Below are 15502 nucleotides of genomic sequence, written 5' to 3'. Positions count from 1 at the left end.
TGTCAGCTGACGAGTCGTCAGCCAAGCAGGGGGCAGCCGCCGTGAACGAGACCCCGCACTCCCTGAGTTCCGCACCGACGCTGTGGCAGCTGGTGGAGCGCCGCGCCCGGCTCACCCCCGACCGCCCGGTGCTGCTCCAGCAGGACCGGGTCCTCACCTTCGAAGGGCTGCGGGCTCGCTCCGAGCGCGCCGCGGCGGGCCTGTACGGCATGGGCGTACGCCCCGGCACCGTCGTCGCCTGGCAGCTGCCCACCCGGATCGAGACAGTCGTGCTCAGCCTCGCGCTGGCCCGCCTGGGCGCCGTCCAGTCCCCGCTGATCCCCTCCTACCGCGACCGCGAGGTCGGCTTCGCGCTCCGGGAGTCGAAGGCCCGCTTCTTCGCCGTACCGGGTGTCTGGCGCGGCCACGACCACACGGAGACGGCCCGCCGGGTCGGCGCGCGGGGGATCTTCGAGGCGTACGACACCCTTCCGGACGGCGACCCCGAGGCGCTGCCCGCCCCGCCCGGCGACGGCACCCCGGTGCGCTGGATCTACTGGACCTCGGGCACCACCTCCGAGCCCAAGGGCGTCCTGCACACCGACCGCTCCCTGATCGCGGGCGGCTCCTGCCTGGCCCACGCGCTGCGCCTTTCCCCCGACGACGTCGGCTCCATGGCCTTCCCGTACGCCCACATAGGCGGCCCGGACTATCTGGTGATGCTGCTGCTGTACGGCTTCCCGGCGGTGCTGTTCGAGCACTTCGCGCTGCCCGGGGCGCTGGCGGAGTACCGGCGGCACGGGGTGACGGTGGCGGGCGGCTCCACGGCGTTCTACTCGATGTTCCTGGCCGAGCAGCGCGGACGGCCCGGCGAGCGGCTGATCCCCACGCTCCGTCTGCTGGCGGGCGGCGGCGCCCCCAAGCCGCCGGAGCTGTACCACGCGGTGGTCCGCGAGATGGGCGTCCGGCTCACCCACGGGTACGGCATGACCGAGGCCCCGATGATCACCATGGGGGACCCCGAGGACACCCCGGAGAACCTGGCCACGACCGAGGGCCGCCCGCCGGCCGGCATGGAGATCCGGATCGTCGACGGCGAGATACGACTGCGCGGAGAGGCCGTCTGCCGGGGCTATCTCGACCCCGCGCACACCGCGGCGGCCTTCGACCCCGAGGGCTTTCTGCGCACCGGCGACCTGGGCCGGATCACCGGCTCCGGGCATCTGGTGCTCACCGGCCGGGCCAAGGACCTGATCATCCGCAAGGGGGAGAACATCTCCGCGAAGGAGATCGAGGACCTGCTGGCCGCGCATCCCTCGGTGTCCGACACCGCCGTGATCGGCCTGCCGGACGCCGAGCGCGGCGAGCTGGTCTGCGCGGTCCTCGAACAGCGCCCCGGCACACCAGCCGTGACCCTCCCGGAACTCGTCTCCTACCTCCGCGGGAAGGGCCTCGCCGTGCACAAGCTCCCGGAGCGCCTGGAGGTGGTGGACGCCCTGCCCCGCAACGACACCCTGCGCAAAGTCCTCAAGTACCAGCTCAGAGAGCGGTTCGCCGCGGCTACACGGGGACGCTGAAGTACCGGGCCAGGGCCGGGACCAGCTCCGGCTCGCCCACCAGGCCGTCGCCGTCGGTGTCCAGTGCCGCGGCGGCCGTCCGGGCGGTCTCCTCCGGCACCCCGAACACCCGCAGCGCCCGCACGGTGTCGGCGACCGTCACCCGGCCGTCCCCGTCGCCGTCCGCCACGGCCAGGGCCGCGTGCAGAAAGGGGCGGGCGATCTCGGCGAAGCGCTCGGGGCTGTCGTGCAGCCGCCGGACCGCGCCGGTGACGAACTCCTCCCGGGTGATGCGCTGGTCGCCGTCGCGGTCGGCGATCCCGGCCATGCCCTGCCAGAACGCCTCCGCACCGGCGTACAGCGACTGCCCCGCGGCGGAACGGGCGGCGACAGTGAACTCGGCCAGCAGCGCCTTGGCCGCCGCACAGAAGTCCTGCCGGTCGATCCAGCCGTTGCCGTCCTGGTCGAACGTGGTGAACCGGGCGGCGATCCTGCGCTCGTACTCGATGCTGACCATGCCTGTTCGGCCGCCTTACGTGTGAAGCCTGCGGATGCGCTGGCGGCGAGCGTACGACGCGGATGGCGGAAAACAGGCGGTGAACCGACGGGAAACCAGCGATTGTGCGGGGACCGGGGGAATTCCGCCGCAGTGGTGTGACCTTGTCGCGGAGGTGACGGCTGTCGGGGGGGGGTCAGGCGGAGAGGGGGTCGGCGTCTTCCGTCGTTGCGGAGGTGAGGTCGGGGCGGACGTCGAAGAGGCGGCGGACGCCGAGTGCGCCGAGGACCCGGTTGACGTGTGAGCCGTCGTCCGCGCCCCGGTCGGGCAGGATCAGCCGTAGCCGGCCCTGGCAGGAGCGGATGAGGCGGCGGGCGGCGACCAGCACGCCGACGCCGCTGGAGTCGCAGAAGAAGACGTCGGAGAGGTCGACGACGAGACTGTGGTGGCCCTCGGCCACGACGTCGTGCACACGTTGGCGCAATACCGGCGAGGTCATCAGGTCCAGTTCCCCGGACACCCGGAGCACGGCCCACTCGCCCTCTTCGACGCCGGTCACGTTGAATGCCACGGCCTAGCCCCTCCGCTCGCCGGAACCCACCGGAACCGCCCAGAACCGGAAGCAGTTCCTACGCTTCTTTCCGCGCGGCTGCCCAGCGGCCGTTCCCTGAAACTTCCGCTGGCAAACCACGGATGATCATCAAAGGGCTTGTTCCGGTCACTATCGATCCTGTTCGATCGGACTTGGAACGGAGTTGTACCCGGCTCGTGTGAAGGTTATGTGAAGAGGGCACTATCACCTGCGGTGCTTCGGGGGCGCGCGTGGACACAAAGGGGCGTGCGCTGTCAGAGGTGCCGACTACATTCGGGATGACGGTGCAGACACGCTGGACGGGCCGGACACGGGCGAGGGGAGGGACCGCATGGCCGGGAAGGACGTACCGCCCCGCTGGGACCGCAAGATGCAGCAGCGGCTGGCCCGCGGCGAGGCGGCCGCCCTGGGCGAGCTGTACGACCGCTTCGCCTCGCTCGTGCACGGCCTCGCGCACCGTGTCCTCGCCGACGAGTCCGCGGCCGACGCGGTCACCCGCGAGGTCTTCGCGCACGCCTGGGAGCACCCCGAGACCTACGACTCCCGACAGGGCCCGATGCGCACCTGGATGGCCGCCGTGACCCACCGGCTCGCCGTGCAACGCCTGCGGGACCGGCAGGAGCGGGAGCGGCCGGAGGGCGGGGAGCCGGACCACGAGGCGCTGGAGCGCACGGTGCGCCGCGCCTCGGTCGCCGCCCGCGCCGACTACATCGTCCACTCCATGCCCGCCCCGCTGCGCGCCGCCCTCGAACGGGCCTACTTCCAGCGCCGCGACTACCGCCAGACCGCCACCGACCTCGGCGTCACCGAGGACGAGGCCCGCCGCAGGCTCCGCCTCGGCCTGCAACTCCTCTCCACCGCCCACGACACCGGGACACCCCCGGGACACGGAGGTGCGGCGTGAGCGGCGCGGAAGGCTTCGGGGCGTACGACGGTGAGGGTCCGGAGGATCCGGAGGGGCAGCAGCCTTCCGGAGACGCCGGCCAGGTGCCGCCGGGAGACGGGCCCGGTCCGGACCGGGCGCCCCGCATACCGCTGCCCCGGGCCTCCGTCGAGGACGGCGGCCGGCCGCTGCCCGACCTCGCCGGCCAGGAGCCCGCGCCCGCCCCGCTCGACCTGCCGCACGGCGTGCTGAAGTCGCTGCTCGGCGCCTGGGCGCTGGCCGCCTGCTCGGCGGCGGAGACCGAGGCCGTGGAGGAGCACCTGGGCGGCTGCGGCGCTTGCGCCGACGAGGCCCGGCGGCTGCGCGAGGCGGTCGGCCTGCTGCACCAGCCGGAGAGCCTCGACCTCGACCCCGGCCTGCGCACCCGGGTCCTGGAGGGCTGCCTGGAGCGCCGCCCGCCGCGCATCCCGGTACCCGGCTGGGCGGCGCCGTACGACGCCGAGACCGCCCGCCTGGACGCCCTGCTCCAGGACATCGGGGACGCGGAGTGGCACGCCCCGGTGCGGCTGCGCTGGTTCGAGGCCGACCGACCGACGAGCCGTCGTACCACCGTCGCCGGGGTCATCGCCCATCTCCTCGCGGTCGACGGACTGGTCGCCGCCGCCCTCGGCCTGGCCGACCCGCTGGCCGAGCCGGCCGACGCCGGGACAAAGCCCCTGGGCCCGGCCGAGCGCACCGAGGCGTACTGGCGCGCCGCGCACTTCCCGCCGGGCCGCTCGGTGCGGGCGCCCTGGCGGGAGCAGAGCCACGCCCTGGTGCGCACGGTGGCCTTCACGGGCAGCCACTCCGGCGGCCTCGCGGTCTCCTACGACGACTTCGAACTCCCGCTGCACGACGCACTGCTGGACCGCGCCTTCGAGTGCTGGGTGCACGCGGAGGACATCGCGGAGGCGGTGGACTACCCCTACGAGCCGCCCGCGCCCCGCCATCTGCGCGCCATGATCGACCTCGCCGCCCGCACCCTGCCGGCGGCCCTCGCCGAGCGGCGCCGCGCGGGCCTGTCCGCGCCCGGACCGGTCCCCCATCTCGTGCCGGCGGGCGCGCCCGGGCGCAGCCTGCGCCTCGAGATCGAGGGCGCGGCGGGCGGCGAGTGGCTGATCCCGCTGGACTCGCCGGCGGCGGTGGGCTCCGCGGAGTTCGAGGTGGCCCATGTCGCCCTGGACGGCGTGGAGTTCTGCCGCCTGGCCGCCGGCCGCATCCCTCCGGAGGAGGCCGCGGCCGGCCAGCTCGGCGACCGGGAGGCGATCAGAGACGTCCTCTTCGCGACGGCCTCACTGAGCCGGATGTGACCAGCCCGCCCGGCAGGCCGTAAACAGGACCGATCCTGTCCTCTATGCCTCCTAGCTTGCTCTTGCTTGCTCTTGCTTGCGACGGGCACGCCGTCGGCACAGCCAAGGAGATACCCATGGACTTCGTCTCGATCCGCATCATCACCAGCGACGTCGCACGCCTCGTGGAGTTCTACGAGCGAGCCACCGGGGCGCGGGCGACGTGGGCCACCGAGGACTTCGCCGAACTCCGGACCGCGGGCGCCACCCTCGCGATCGCCGACACCCGCACGGTCCCGCTGTTCGCCCCGGGCTCCGCCCGCCCGGCGGCCAACCACAGCGTGATCACCGAGTTCCTCGTCGACGACGTGGACCGCGTGCACCGGAACCTGGCCGGCTTCGTCACCGATGTCGTCACCGAGCCCACCACGATGCCCTGGGGCAACCGGTCGCTGCTGTTCCGCGACCCCGACGGCAACCTCGTCAACTTCTTCACCCCCGTCACCCCGGCGGCGATCGAAAAGTTCGCCCGCCGGCGTGACGCCTAGGCGAAGACCACCGTCCGGCGGCCGTTGAGCAGGATGCGACGCTCCGCGTGCCACTTCACCGCGCGCGCCAGCGCCTGGCACTCCACGTCACGGCCGATCGCGACCAGCTGGTCGGGGGTGACGTCATGGCCGACCCGCTCGACCTCCTGCTCGATGATCGGGCCCTCGTCCAGGTCGGCGGTGACGTAGTGAGCGGTCGCACCGATCAGCTTCACGCCCCGGGCGTGCGCCTGGTGGTACGGCTTGGCGCCCTTGAAGCTCGGCAGGAAGGAGTGGTGGATGTTGATGATCCGGCCGCTCAGCTGCTTGCACAGGTCGTCCGAGAGGACCTGCATATAGCGGGCGAGGACGACCAGCTCGACGTTCTCCTCGCGCACCAGCTCCAGCAGCCTGGCCTCGGCCTCCGGCTTGTTCTCCCGCGTCACCGGGATGTGGTGGAAGGGGATGTTGTACGAGCCCACCAGCTCGGCGAAGTCGGTGTGGTTGGAGACCACGGCCGCGATCTCCACCGGCAGGGCGCCGATCCGCGCCCGGAAGAGCAGGTCGTTCAGGCAGTGGCCGAACTTGCTGACCATCAGGACGATGCGCATCTTCTCGTCGGCCCGGTTGATCTGCCAGTCCATGTGGAAGGAGTCACCGATCGCGGCGAAGCTCGCCCGCAGCTTCTCCACCGTCACCGGCGCGTCCGCCGAGAAGTGCACCCGCATGAAGAACAGACCCGTGTCGTGGTCGCCGAACTGCTGGCTGTCCTCGATGTTGCAGCCCGTCATGAACAGATAGCTGGACACCGCGTGCACGATGCCCTGCTTGTCCGGGCAGGAGAGGGTGAGGACGTACTGGTCGGCCGGGGCGGCGGCGGGCGAGGGCTGCTCGTTCATGCACTACAGGGTCCCACACCGCCGTACCGCCGTGGGCGGTCGTCCCGCAGGGCGGGACGGCCGCCCGCCTGCCGGGACCGGCCCGGCTACGCGGTCCGGGTCATGATCCGCAGTACTTCCAGCGTCTTCGGCGGCGCGTCCGGGTCCTCCCCGTCGCTCGCCGACATCCGCACATGCGCGTCCCGCGCCGCCCGCACCGCCTCCGGCCACCCGGCGTGCTCGAGATAGGCGGCGACCGGGGCGTCCGGGCCGACCTGGTGCATGATCCGCAGCACCCGCAGCACGGCGGTGTCGACCAGCGCCGCCTCCTGCGAGTCGCGGAAGATGGTGCCGACGTATTTCTCCGCGGACCAGTTGTCCAGCCAGGTGTCCTCCACCAGCCGGTACACGGCGTCGGTGACGTCGCCGTACCCGTCCACGCCGGCCAGCCAGACCTCCCGCTGGAACACCGGGTCGGAGAGCATGTGCAGCGCCGAGCGCACATTGCTGCGCCAGCGCCACCACGGCATGTCGTTCAGGGGCATGCCGCCCATGGTGGAGGAGCGACGGCCGCGACGGGAAGAGTTCTCCGAACCTTGCACGGTCACCGATCGTACGTTCTTCGCACCACCGGCCACACCGGCCCCCGTAATTCACCTCGGCGTCACCTTTCGTTGACCGAGGGTCACTCCCGGGTTACCGGTGTGGGGGAATGGTGTGGGGACATGACCGGCAGGCGACATACGCGCAGCACCTTCTTCCCCTTCCGATCCCGGCCCGTCCGGGCCTCCGCCCGCGCGGCGGCCACCCTGGCGCTGTGTACCTCTTTCGCCGCCGGGTGCGGGGTCGTCCCCGGTGCCACGGGGGGCTCCGGGGACGACCCGGTCAAGGTGATGACCTGGGCGCCGGAGAACACGGACGCCACCAACAAGCCGGGCATGCCCGCGATGGCCCGCGCCTACGCCAAGTGGATCAATGCCCACGGCGGGATCGCGGGGCACCAGCTCGAGGTCCTGACCTGCAACGACCACAACGACTCCGTCGGTGCGGCGAAGTGCGCCCGGCGCGCGGCCGACGAGGACGTGGTCGCGGTCGTCGGCTCCTACAGCCAGTTCGGCGACTCCTACCTCGCCCCGCTGGAGGGCGCCGGCATCCCCTACATCGGCGGCTACGGCGTCACCAACGACGAGTTCACCGGCCCGATGTCGTACCCGGTCAACGGCGGCCAGCCCGCCCTGCTCGCCGGTCTCGGCAAGGCCCTCTCGGCCGTCTGCGGGCAGGTCTCCCTGGTCCGCCCCGACAGCATCGCCGGCGACGAACTGCCCACGCTGCTGAACTCCGGCCTGAAGGCGGGCGGGCACCGCGACGCCGTCGACCAGCTCGCGCCCGAGGACGCCACCGAGTACGGCGACCAGGCCGCGCAGGCACTGCGCTCCGCGACGAAGGACACGGCCACCACGATTGCCACGGGGACGACCGGCCTGGCGAAGAAGGGCTGTGTGGTGCCCGCGCTCGGGGACCGCACGGACACCTTCATGGACTCCTTCCGGCGCAGCCGCGAGAACTTCCCCGAGGTACGGACCGCGACCGTGCTCGGCAGCGTCGACCAGACGGTGATCGACGCCACGGGCGGGGCGGGCGGGCCGTACGAGGGGGCGTACATCACCGGCTGGTACCCGCCGGCGTCCGACGCCCGCTGGGCCACCATGAAGAAGGTGATCAACGAGGAGGCCTTCGGCGACAACCGCATCGACCCCGCGGACGCCGGAGTGCAGACCACCTGGATCGCCTACACCGTGCTCAAGGCCGTCCTGGAGCGGATCGGCTCCGGCGAGGTCAGCGCCGACACCGTGCGCCACACCCTCGACGGCGGCCTGCGGGTGTCCACCGGCGGCCTCACCCCGGCCCTGCACTGGCCCTACCAGGGCCAGCTCGCCTCGGTCGGCTTCCCGCGCCTGGTCAACGCCGACGTGACCCTCCAGGTGGTCCGGGACGGCCGGCTGGTCGCGGCCCGGGGCGCCCTCGGCGGCACCGGCAGCGGCACCGCCGACGTGACCCGGATCCTGGCGGACGCGGACATCCAGTGACGCCCGCGCCCGGCGTCAGAGCTGGGTGGGCTGGCGCTGGGTCAGGCCGTACTTCCGGGCGATCGCGTTCCACAGCGCCGCCGCCTTCGTCTTCTGCACGCTGGCGGTGCCGCTCTCCTTGTTGGCCGCCTGGGTCTGCCCGGTGACCCGGGCATGGCCCTTGTGGCAGCCCTTGTGGCCCTTCGCCTGGTCGGCCCAGGCCGCGTAGTGGTCGTCGGCCGCCGCCGACGCCTGCCAGGCCTTGGTCAGCGCGTCGGTGAGCTGGCCGTTCGCCGGCAGCTTGTCCACGGACAGCTTGCCGAGCCGGGTGACCAGCCCGGTGCGCTGCTTGGCCGCGTCCCGCAGGTCGGAGGCGGCCTGGTCCAGGTTGTCGCAGCGGCGGACGTCGGCCACCGCCTGGATCACCGAGGCGCGGCTGCTGCCGCTGTCGGCGAGCAGCTTGTCCAGCTCGACCGCCTGGGCCCGGGCCGGGTCGGCGGACGGCGAGGCGGATCCCTGGGTGGCCGGGGAGGCGGCGGCGACGGTCTTGTCGTCGTTGCCCTGGCTCTTGTCGCCCCCGCCGCCGCTCAGCAGCGCACCGGCGCCCACACCGACCACGACGAGGCCGACCCCGATCGCCGCGATCAGCGGCACCCGCGACCGCCCGCGCGGCCGGTCGTCCCTGTCGTGCGCCGCGTCGTACGACGGCTGCGCCGGGCTGTACGACGAAGGGCCCGGGTTGTACGACGACGGGGCCGGGCCGGGGTAGGCGTCCGGCTGCTGGACGAGCGGGAGCTGCTGGGTGGAGCCCGCCGGACCGTCACCGCCGCCCGGGCCGCTGCGGAAGAGGCTGTCGAACTCGGCCGGCGGCTGCCGGTCCCCGTCGGCCTGCGCCGCCGCGGCGAACGGCGGGATGTACTGGGTGGCCTCCGCGTCCGACGACCCGGGAGCGGGCGCCGACTGCGGGATCGTGCGCCCCAGGTACCGGGTCTCCTCGGCACCCGACTCGGCCGGCAGCGCGCCCGAGGCGGCCGGCGGGACCGGCGGTATGTACTGGGTGGCGCCCTCGTCGGCCGGCGCCGGAGCGGCCGGGATCGGCGGCAGGTACTGGGTGGCGGCCTCGCCCCCGGGCACACCGGGCACGCCCGGAATGCCAGGCAGGCCGGCGCCCGCCGGGCCGCCCGGGACGGGCGGCAGGTACTGGGTGGCCGCGTCGGCGGCGGGCGGCAGCGGGGCGCCCGCGCCCGGATGGGCGGGCGGCAGCGGCCCGGCCGACCCCTGCGTCGCCGGGTGGGGCTGCCCGCCCTGCTGGTACGGGTCCTGCTGCTGGCCCTGCTGGTACGCGTCCTGCTGCCCGCCCTGCTGGTACGAGCCCTGCTGGTACGAGCCCTGCTGCTGGCCCTGCTGGTAGGGGTCCTGCTGCGGGTACTGGCTCTGCTGGCCGTACGGACCGGTCCCAGTGCCGTATCCGGCGTCCTGGCCGCCGTACGAGTACCCCTGGCCGCCGTACGACGGTGCCGGGGCGCCCTCGGGCGGCAGCGGGCCGGGGTGGGCGGCGGCCGGCGGCTGCTCGGGGCCGGCCGGGGCCTCCCACTGCTGGTCGGCCGCCGGGGGCCAGCCCTCGCCCGGCTGCGGCGTCTGCTGCCCGGGGCCCCACTGCCCGCTCCAGGCCTGCCCGCCGGCCGGTGCCGTCGGGGCGGGTGCGCCGGCCATGCCCGGCAGCAACGGCTCGCCTCCGTCGGAGGGCAGCACGATGCCTTCGCGCGCTTGCCGCGCCGAGGGCTCCTCGCCCTGTCCACTCTGCGTCACCGGGACTCCTACCAATGGGGGACCTTGTGAATCGTCGGCTCACGCTACCGGGTCCCCCGAGCCGGGTGCTACGCAGCTCAGGGCGCAACCTTGGGGCCTGTGACGGCCGCAACACCACCGCCCCGCGATCCCGCTCCCGGGCACCGCACGCGCACCCGGGCGGTGTTCGCCGTGCGTTCACGCAATCGCGGGGCGGGTGTTCACGCTGCCTGCTGGAGGTCGAGGCGCGCCCCGAACTCCCGTACCACCGCCTCTTCCCGGAACGGGGCCAGCCGCTGCTGAAGGTCGTCCAGATACTCCGCGCCCCGGGTGGAGCGGAGGTTCTCCAGCAGTTCCACCGCCTTCAGCCCGGTCGCGCAGGCCTGTTCGACCTCGCGCTGCTGCACCTGGGCCGTGGCGAGCAGCACATAGCCGATGGCGCGCCGGCGGGCCCGGGACTCGGGGTGCCCGGCCAGCGACTGCTCGGCGTACCGGGCGGCCTGCTCGGGCTGGCCGAGGTCACGGTGGCAATGCGCCAACTCGTCGGCGAGGTAGGCCTCGTCGAAGTGCCGGATCCACACCGGGTCGTCCCCCGAGTCGGGGTCCACCCGCTCCATCGCCGCGACCGCGCGCCCGGTGCACGCCTGCGCCGCGCGCGCGTCACCCAGCAGCGCGTGCCCGCGTGCCTCGGCGGCGTGGAACATCGCCTCCGCGCGCGGGGTCACCTGCCCGCGCGCCCCTTCCTGCGCGGCCCGCGCCAACTGGGCGATCTCGCGCGGGTTCCCGAGCTGTGCGGCGAGATGGCTCATGGAGGCGGCCAGCACGTACCCGCCGTAGCCGCGGTCACCGGCGGCCTGGGCGAGCCGCAGCGACTGGATGTAGTACCGCTGGGCCAGGCCGGGTTGCCCGGTGTCGACGGCCATGTACCCGGCCAGCTCCGTCAACCGGGCCACGGCGGCGAAGAGTTCCCGCCCGACCGCCTCCCGGTAGGAGCCCGCGAGCAGCCCGGAGACGACACTGTTGAGGTAGTGCACGACCACCGGGCGCACATGCCCGCTGCCGAACTGGTGGTCCAGGTCGGTCAGCGCCTGGGTCATGGACCGTACGGCCGCCACGTCGGCCTGGCCCACGCGCGGGCCCGCCTGCCGGGCCACCTGGGCGTCCGGTGCCGAGATCAGCCAGTCCCGGCTGGGTTCGACCAGCGCCGAGGCGGCGACGGAGGAGCCGGACAGGAAGTCCCGCCGGCCCACGTCGCTGCGCCACAGCTCACAGACCTGCTCGATGGCCCCCAGCACCGTCGGCGAGAACTGGAGACCGACTCCCGAGGCGAGGTTCTTGCCGTTGGCCATGCCGATCTCGTCGATCGTGACCGTACGGCCGAGCTTGCGCCCGAGCGCCTCCGCGATGATCGCCGGCGCCCGGCCCCGCGGCTGCTGTCCGCGCAGCCAGCGGGCCACGGACGTCTTGTCGTAGCGCAGATCGAGCCCGTGCTCGGCGCCGCACATGTTCACCCGCCGGGCCAGGCCGGCGTTGGAGCACCCCGCTTCCTGGATGAGAGCTTGCAGCCGTTCGTTCGGCTGCCTCGCCACGAGAGGCCTTGCGGCCATGTGCTACCCCCTGCGTTGGGAACCCTGGAGCGTGACGATCAGGCCGGTGATCCGGTTGCAAAGATCACTGCCCAGCTGACATACCGTCAATGCGTGACATATGCGGTTTGCCGGGGTAAAGGCGGACGCCCACCCCACCCCTGGCTACCCACCGCACGCCCCGCCTCCTCCTGCGCGCCCCCGTCCATGCACCCATGCGCCCCGGCTGCGGAATCGATGCTCCTCCCCCGCGCGCGCTACGGCCGTAACTCCAGGTGAGTGCGGGAGTTGAGAGGGGCGTGGAAGAGACGATCGCCGGCCCCGAAGCCGCCCAGATTCCGCAGCAGCGCGGGGAATCGCTGCTGGAAACCGCCGTACGCTACGCCGAGGAGCGGCACTGGGACGTGTTCCCGGGCACCTGGCTGGAAGCCGTCGACGGGATGCAGCGCTGCTCGTGCGACGACGCCTCCTGCCCTGCGCCGGGTGCGCACCCCGCGCGCCCCGACTGGGCGACCCAGGCGACCGGCAGTGCGACCGTCGCCCGCCGGATGTGGCAGAAGCAGCCGACGGCGTCGATCCTGCTGCCGACGGGGCGGACCTTCGACGCGCTGTCCGTCCCGGAGAGTGCGGGGTTTCTCGCGCTGGCCCGCATGGAGCGGATGGAGCTGACGCTCGGCCCGGTGACGCTCACCCCGGACCGGCGGATGAACTTCTTCGTGCTGCCGGGGGCCTCGGGCAAGGTCGCCGAGCTGGTGCGCAAGCTGGGGTGGTCGCTCTCCTCGCTGGACCTGGTGGCGCTGGGCGAGGGGGCGTACGTCGCCGCTCCCCCCACCCGCTTCGGCTCCCGTGGCGCCGTGCAGTGGGCTCGCCGGCCGACTCCGGCGAACCGCTGGCTACCGGACGCGGAGGAGCTGATCTCTCCGCTGGCGTATGCGTGCGGCCGGGACCGCTAGGGCCTCTCTTTCGGATCTTGCCGGCGTCGCGGGCCCTCGCCGGGGGCGCTCAGTCCGCGAGCAGCCGGTCCAGGAAGGGTGTGACGGCCGAGCGCCAGGCCTCCGGCGTCTCGTAGTGCGCGAGGTGCCCGGCGTCGGCGACCTCCGCGTACTCCCCGTGCGGCAGCACCCGCACCATCTCCTGGGCCTCCGCCCGCCCCAGCTCCCCGTCCAGTCCGCGCACCACCAGCGTGGGGCAGCGGACCTGGGTCAGCTCGTCCCAGTGCGCGTCGTACACCCAGGTCTCGCGCGAGGCGAGCATGTGCTCGGGGTCGAAGACGGGCCGCCAGCCGTCCTCGCCCTCCTGCATGACCTCGGCGTAGAAGGCACCGCGCGCGGGGTTCGGCCGCTCCACCCAGGGATCGTCCTCGCCGAACCACGTGCGGACGTCGGCGAGCGTGGCGAAGGGGGCGGGCCAGGAGCGGAACCAGTCGGCCCACTCGCGCTGCGAGGCCGCGCCGAGCGCGGAGGCCCGCATGTCGCAGATGACCAGGCCGCGCACCAGGTCGGGGCGCTTGGCGGCCAGCTGCCAGGCGGTGAGCGCGCCCATGGCATGGCCGATGAGGACGACGGGGGCGAGGCCGAGCTGTTCCACGGCGGCCTCGGCGTCCTCGACGTACGCCTCGCGGGTGTAGCCGGCCCGTGCGGGCCTGTCGCTGCGGCCGTGGCCGCGCTGGTCGAGGGCGACCGCGCGGTGGCGGGCGGACAGCCAGCGGGCGGTGGACGCCCAGTGCGAAGCACGGCCCATCAGGCCGTGGAGTAACAGCACTCCGGGAGCGCTGCCGGTGTCGGGGCCGCCCTTGGGAGGATCGGCGAACTCCCATGCGGCCAGGCGCACCCCGCCCGCTCCCGTCACCTCGATACGCCGCGCCATGGACCTGGCACCCCCCAGCTCCGCCTGCTCGATCGGTGGTTTACCGCCGCACACTATCGAATGCGTATTCGAAAATGCTGTCCCTGCGGACAACACCCCTCATTCGAGTGACACCCCTCAAGGAATGATCGCCGCCGCCGAGGGGATCTCTTCTGGCGGGAGGCGGACCGCTCGGGGAAACCGGTCCGAGGGGAATGACCCTGAGAGCTCGGGGCTCCGGGTCAGCAAAGGGGAGGACAGGCCCCGGCACCCACAGGGTGCCGGGGCCCTCTCCTGTCCGTGACGCGCTCGGGAGGTCAGCGCTTGGCGACGAACACGTGCGAGGCGACGTCCGCCTCCAGCTCGGCCGCCTCGCCGCCGCTGCCCACCAGCACCCCGCCCGGCGACTCGGTCACGCTCACCACCGAACCCGGCTGCACACCGGCCCGCCGCAGTGTGTACATCAGCTGCGCGTCCGTCTGGATCGGCTCGCCGATCCGGCGGACGACGACCGTCTTGCCGTCCGTGCCCGGGTCGAGGTCGGCCAGCGACACCATGCCCGCGTCCAGGAACGGATCGGCGCCGTCCTTCTCGCCCAGCTCCTCCAGGCCCGGGATCGGGTTGCCGTACGGCGACTCGGTGGGGTGCCGCAGCAGCTCCAGCACCCGGCGCTCCACGGCCTCGCTCATCACGTGCTCCCAGCGGCACGCCTCCGCGTGGACCTGCTCCCACTCCAGGCCGATCACATCGACCAGCAGACACTCCGCGAGGCGGTGCTTGCGCATCACGCGCGTGGCGAGCCTCCTGCCCTCGTCGGTCAGCTCCAGGTGGCGGTCGCTGGCCACGGAGACCAGCCCGTCGCGCTCCATCCGCGCCACCGTCTGGCTCACCGTCGGACCGCTCTGGTCCAGCCGCTCCGCGATGCGCGCGCGCATGGGGACGACGCCTTCCTCTTCCAGCTCGAGGATGGTGCGGAGATACATCTCCGTGGTGTCGATCAGTCCGGACATACGTGCCCCTCGATTACCTCTGCCGGAAGGTCACCCGGCGCGTGCGCTGGCCCTGACCCCAATTCTGCCGGATCCCACTGACATCCGGGGGGTGCCGGGGAAACCGGGTGCCGGCGGTGACCTGCGGCCGTATTGACACCGCACTGGTCCAGACCGCACGGTGATCCGCGACACAGACGCTGCGAAGGGGCACCGCATGAGCGACGGCACGCCTGCCGACCTGTTCTTCGACGCCGCCATCGGCCTGCTGCACCGGGTGCGCGAGGAGGAGGCCGGAGCGATCGCCGCGGCCGGGACCCTGCTCGCCGACACCGTCGCCGCCGGCGGCCGCCTCTTCGCCTTCGGCGCCGGGCACTCCTCGCTGGCCGCCCAGGACGTCGTCTACCGCGCCGGCGGCCTCGCCCTGATGAACCTGCTCGCCGTCCCCGGCGTCGTCGGCGTCGACGTCACCCCGGCCACCCTCGGCTCCGCCCTCGAACGCGTCGACGGCCTGGCCGGCGCCGTCCTCGACACCTCGCCGGTCCGCGCCGGCGACGCCCTCGTGATCATCTCCCTGTCCGGCCGCAACGCCCTCCCCGTCGAGATGGCCCAGAGCGCCCGCGCGCGAGGGGTGAAGGTCATCGGCGTCACCTCGGTCGCCTACGCCGCCGAGACGACGTCCCGGCACGCCTCCGGCACCTTCCTGAAGGACCACTGCGACGTCGTCCTCGACTCCAAGATCGCCGTCGGCGACGCGGAACTCACCCTCGACACCATCCCGGCGCCCTTCGCCCCCGCCTCCACGGTCGTCACCAGCGCCCTGATGCAGGCCGTCATGGCGACCACCGCCGCCACCCTCGCCGACCGCGGCCTCGAACCCCCGCTGCTGCGCTCCGGCAACGTCGACGGCGGCCACGAGTGGAACGGCCGGGTGATGAAGGAGTACGCCGACCGCATCTTCTACCGCCACTGAACCGCGTCCCGGGACA

Annotated in this window: 15 protein-coding genes; 7 read left to right on the top strand and 8 right to left on the bottom strand. The window is 73.2% G+C overall.

Annotated features, from left to right (window positions below; genetic code table 11):
• Window positions 1-41 precede the first annotated feature (41 nt).
• Window positions 42-1556 carry a class I adenylate-forming enzyme family protein gene (locus ACWCV9_RS31000; protein WP_450791529.1) on the top strand — a complete coding sequence of 505 codons (1515 nt, stop codon included), beginning with the start codon at window positions 42-44 and terminating at the stop codon, window positions 1554-1556.
• Here the strand turns inward: ACWCV9_RS31000 and ACWCV9_RS30995 are convergent.
• Entirely contained in the window at window positions 1540-2052 is a 513-nt protein-coding gene (locus ACWCV9_RS30995; protein ID WP_385842009.1) for an EF-hand domain-containing protein, read from the bottom strand. The genes ACWCV9_RS31000 and ACWCV9_RS30995 overlap by 17 nt on opposite strands.
• Window positions 2053-2227: 175 nt before the next feature.
• The gene (locus ACWCV9_RS30990) at window positions 2228-2602 is read right to left on the bottom strand and encodes an STAS domain-containing protein (protein WP_385842011.1); all 375 of its coding nucleotides are present in this window, start codon (window positions 2600-2602) and stop codon (window positions 2228-2230) included.
• Between the two features lie 352 nt (window positions 2603-2954).
• Here ACWCV9_RS30990 and ACWCV9_RS30985 point away from each other — a divergent pair, with 352 nt between their 5' ends.
• The 3 genes from ACWCV9_RS30985 to ACWCV9_RS30975 all read left to right on the top strand — a co-directional run bounded on the left by ACWCV9_RS30985 (window position 2955) and on the right by ACWCV9_RS30975 (window position 5382).
• Entirely contained in the window at window positions 2955-3527 is a 573-nt protein-coding gene (locus ACWCV9_RS30985) for an RNA polymerase sigma factor (protein ID WP_450791526.1), read from the top strand.
• Window positions 3524-4855 (top strand): zf-HC2 domain-containing protein, encoded by a 1332-nt coding sequence (locus tag ACWCV9_RS30980; protein ID WP_450791524.1) that lies wholly within the window; start codon window positions 3524-3526, stop codon window positions 4853-4855. Before ACWCV9_RS30985 ends, ACWCV9_RS30980 begins: the two co-directional genes overlap by 4 nt.
• A gap of 116 nt (window positions 4856-4971) precedes the next feature.
• Entirely contained in the window at window positions 4972-5382 is a 411-nt protein-coding gene (locus ACWCV9_RS30975; protein ID WP_450791522.1) for a VOC family protein, read from the top strand.
• Here ACWCV9_RS30975 and purU read toward each other — a convergent pair.
• Entirely contained in the window at window positions 5379-6260 is an 882-nt protein-coding gene (purU, locus tag ACWCV9_RS30970; protein ID WP_385842016.1) for a formyltetrahydrofolate deformylase, read from the bottom strand. The genes ACWCV9_RS30975 and purU overlap by 4 nt on opposite strands.
• Window positions 6261-6346: 86 nt before the next feature.
• Window positions 6347-6847: an SCO4402 family protein gene (locus ACWCV9_RS30965; RefSeq protein WP_385842017.1), complete on the bottom strand. Its 501-nt coding sequence runs from the start codon at window positions 6845-6847 to the stop codon at window positions 6347-6349.
• A gap of 117 nt (window positions 6848-6964) precedes the next feature.
• On the opposite strand from ACWCV9_RS30965, the gene ACWCV9_RS30960 reads away from it, so the two are divergent.
• A complete protein-coding gene (locus ACWCV9_RS30960; protein ID WP_450791520.1) occupies window positions 6965-8326 on the top strand; it encodes an ABC transporter substrate-binding protein in 1362 nt (453 codons plus the stop codon).
• 15 nt (window positions 8327-8341) lie between these two features.
• On the opposite strand, the gene ACWCV9_RS30955 is transcribed toward ACWCV9_RS30960, so the two are convergent.
• Window positions 8342-10114 (bottom strand): hypothetical protein, encoded by a 1773-nt coding sequence (locus ACWCV9_RS30955; protein WP_450791518.1) that lies wholly within the window; start codon window positions 10112-10114, stop codon window positions 8342-8344.
• A gap of 200 nt (window positions 10115-10314) precedes the next feature.
• The gene (locus ACWCV9_RS30950) at window positions 10315-11700 is read right to left on the bottom strand and encodes a tetratricopeptide repeat protein (RefSeq protein ID WP_385842020.1); all 1386 of its coding nucleotides are present in this window, start codon (window positions 11698-11700) and stop codon (window positions 10315-10317) included.
• 278 nt (window positions 11701-11978) lie between these two features.
• On the opposite strand from ACWCV9_RS30950, the gene ACWCV9_RS30945 reads away from it, so the two are divergent.
• The gene (locus ACWCV9_RS30945; protein WP_385842022.1) at window positions 11979-12632 is read left to right on the top strand and encodes a bifunctional DNA primase/polymerase; all 654 of its coding nucleotides are present in this window, start codon (window positions 11979-11981) and stop codon (window positions 12630-12632) included.
• A gap of 49 nt (window positions 12633-12681) precedes the next feature.
• Here the strand turns inward: ACWCV9_RS30945 and ACWCV9_RS30940 are convergent, their stop codons facing one another.
• Both ACWCV9_RS30940 and ACWCV9_RS30935 read right to left on the bottom strand, forming a co-directional pair.
• The gene (locus ACWCV9_RS30940; RefSeq protein ID WP_450791516.1) at window positions 12682-13545 is read right to left on the bottom strand and encodes an alpha/beta fold hydrolase; all 864 of its coding nucleotides are present in this window, start codon (window positions 13543-13545) and stop codon (window positions 12682-12684) included.
• Between the two features lie 296 nt (window positions 13546-13841).
• Window positions 13842-14534, bottom strand: coding sequence for a metal-dependent transcriptional regulator (locus ACWCV9_RS30935; protein ID WP_385842024.1), 693 nt, complete (start codon window positions 14532-14534; stop codon window positions 13842-13844).
• Window positions 14535-14730: 196 nt separating this feature from the next.
• On the opposite strand from ACWCV9_RS30935, the gene ACWCV9_RS30930 reads away from it, so the two are divergent.
• The gene (locus ACWCV9_RS30930; RefSeq protein ID WP_450791514.1) at window positions 14731-15486 is read left to right on the top strand and encodes an SIS domain-containing protein; all 756 of its coding nucleotides are present in this window, start codon (window positions 14731-14733) and stop codon (window positions 15484-15486) included.
• Window positions 15487-15502 lie beyond the last annotated feature (16 nt).

This window comes from Streptomyces sp. NPDC001606, from assembly GCF_053596835.1.
The sequence above is the reverse complement of the archived record's forward strand: the minus strand, read 5'-3'. Positions and strand labels throughout refer to the sequence as shown.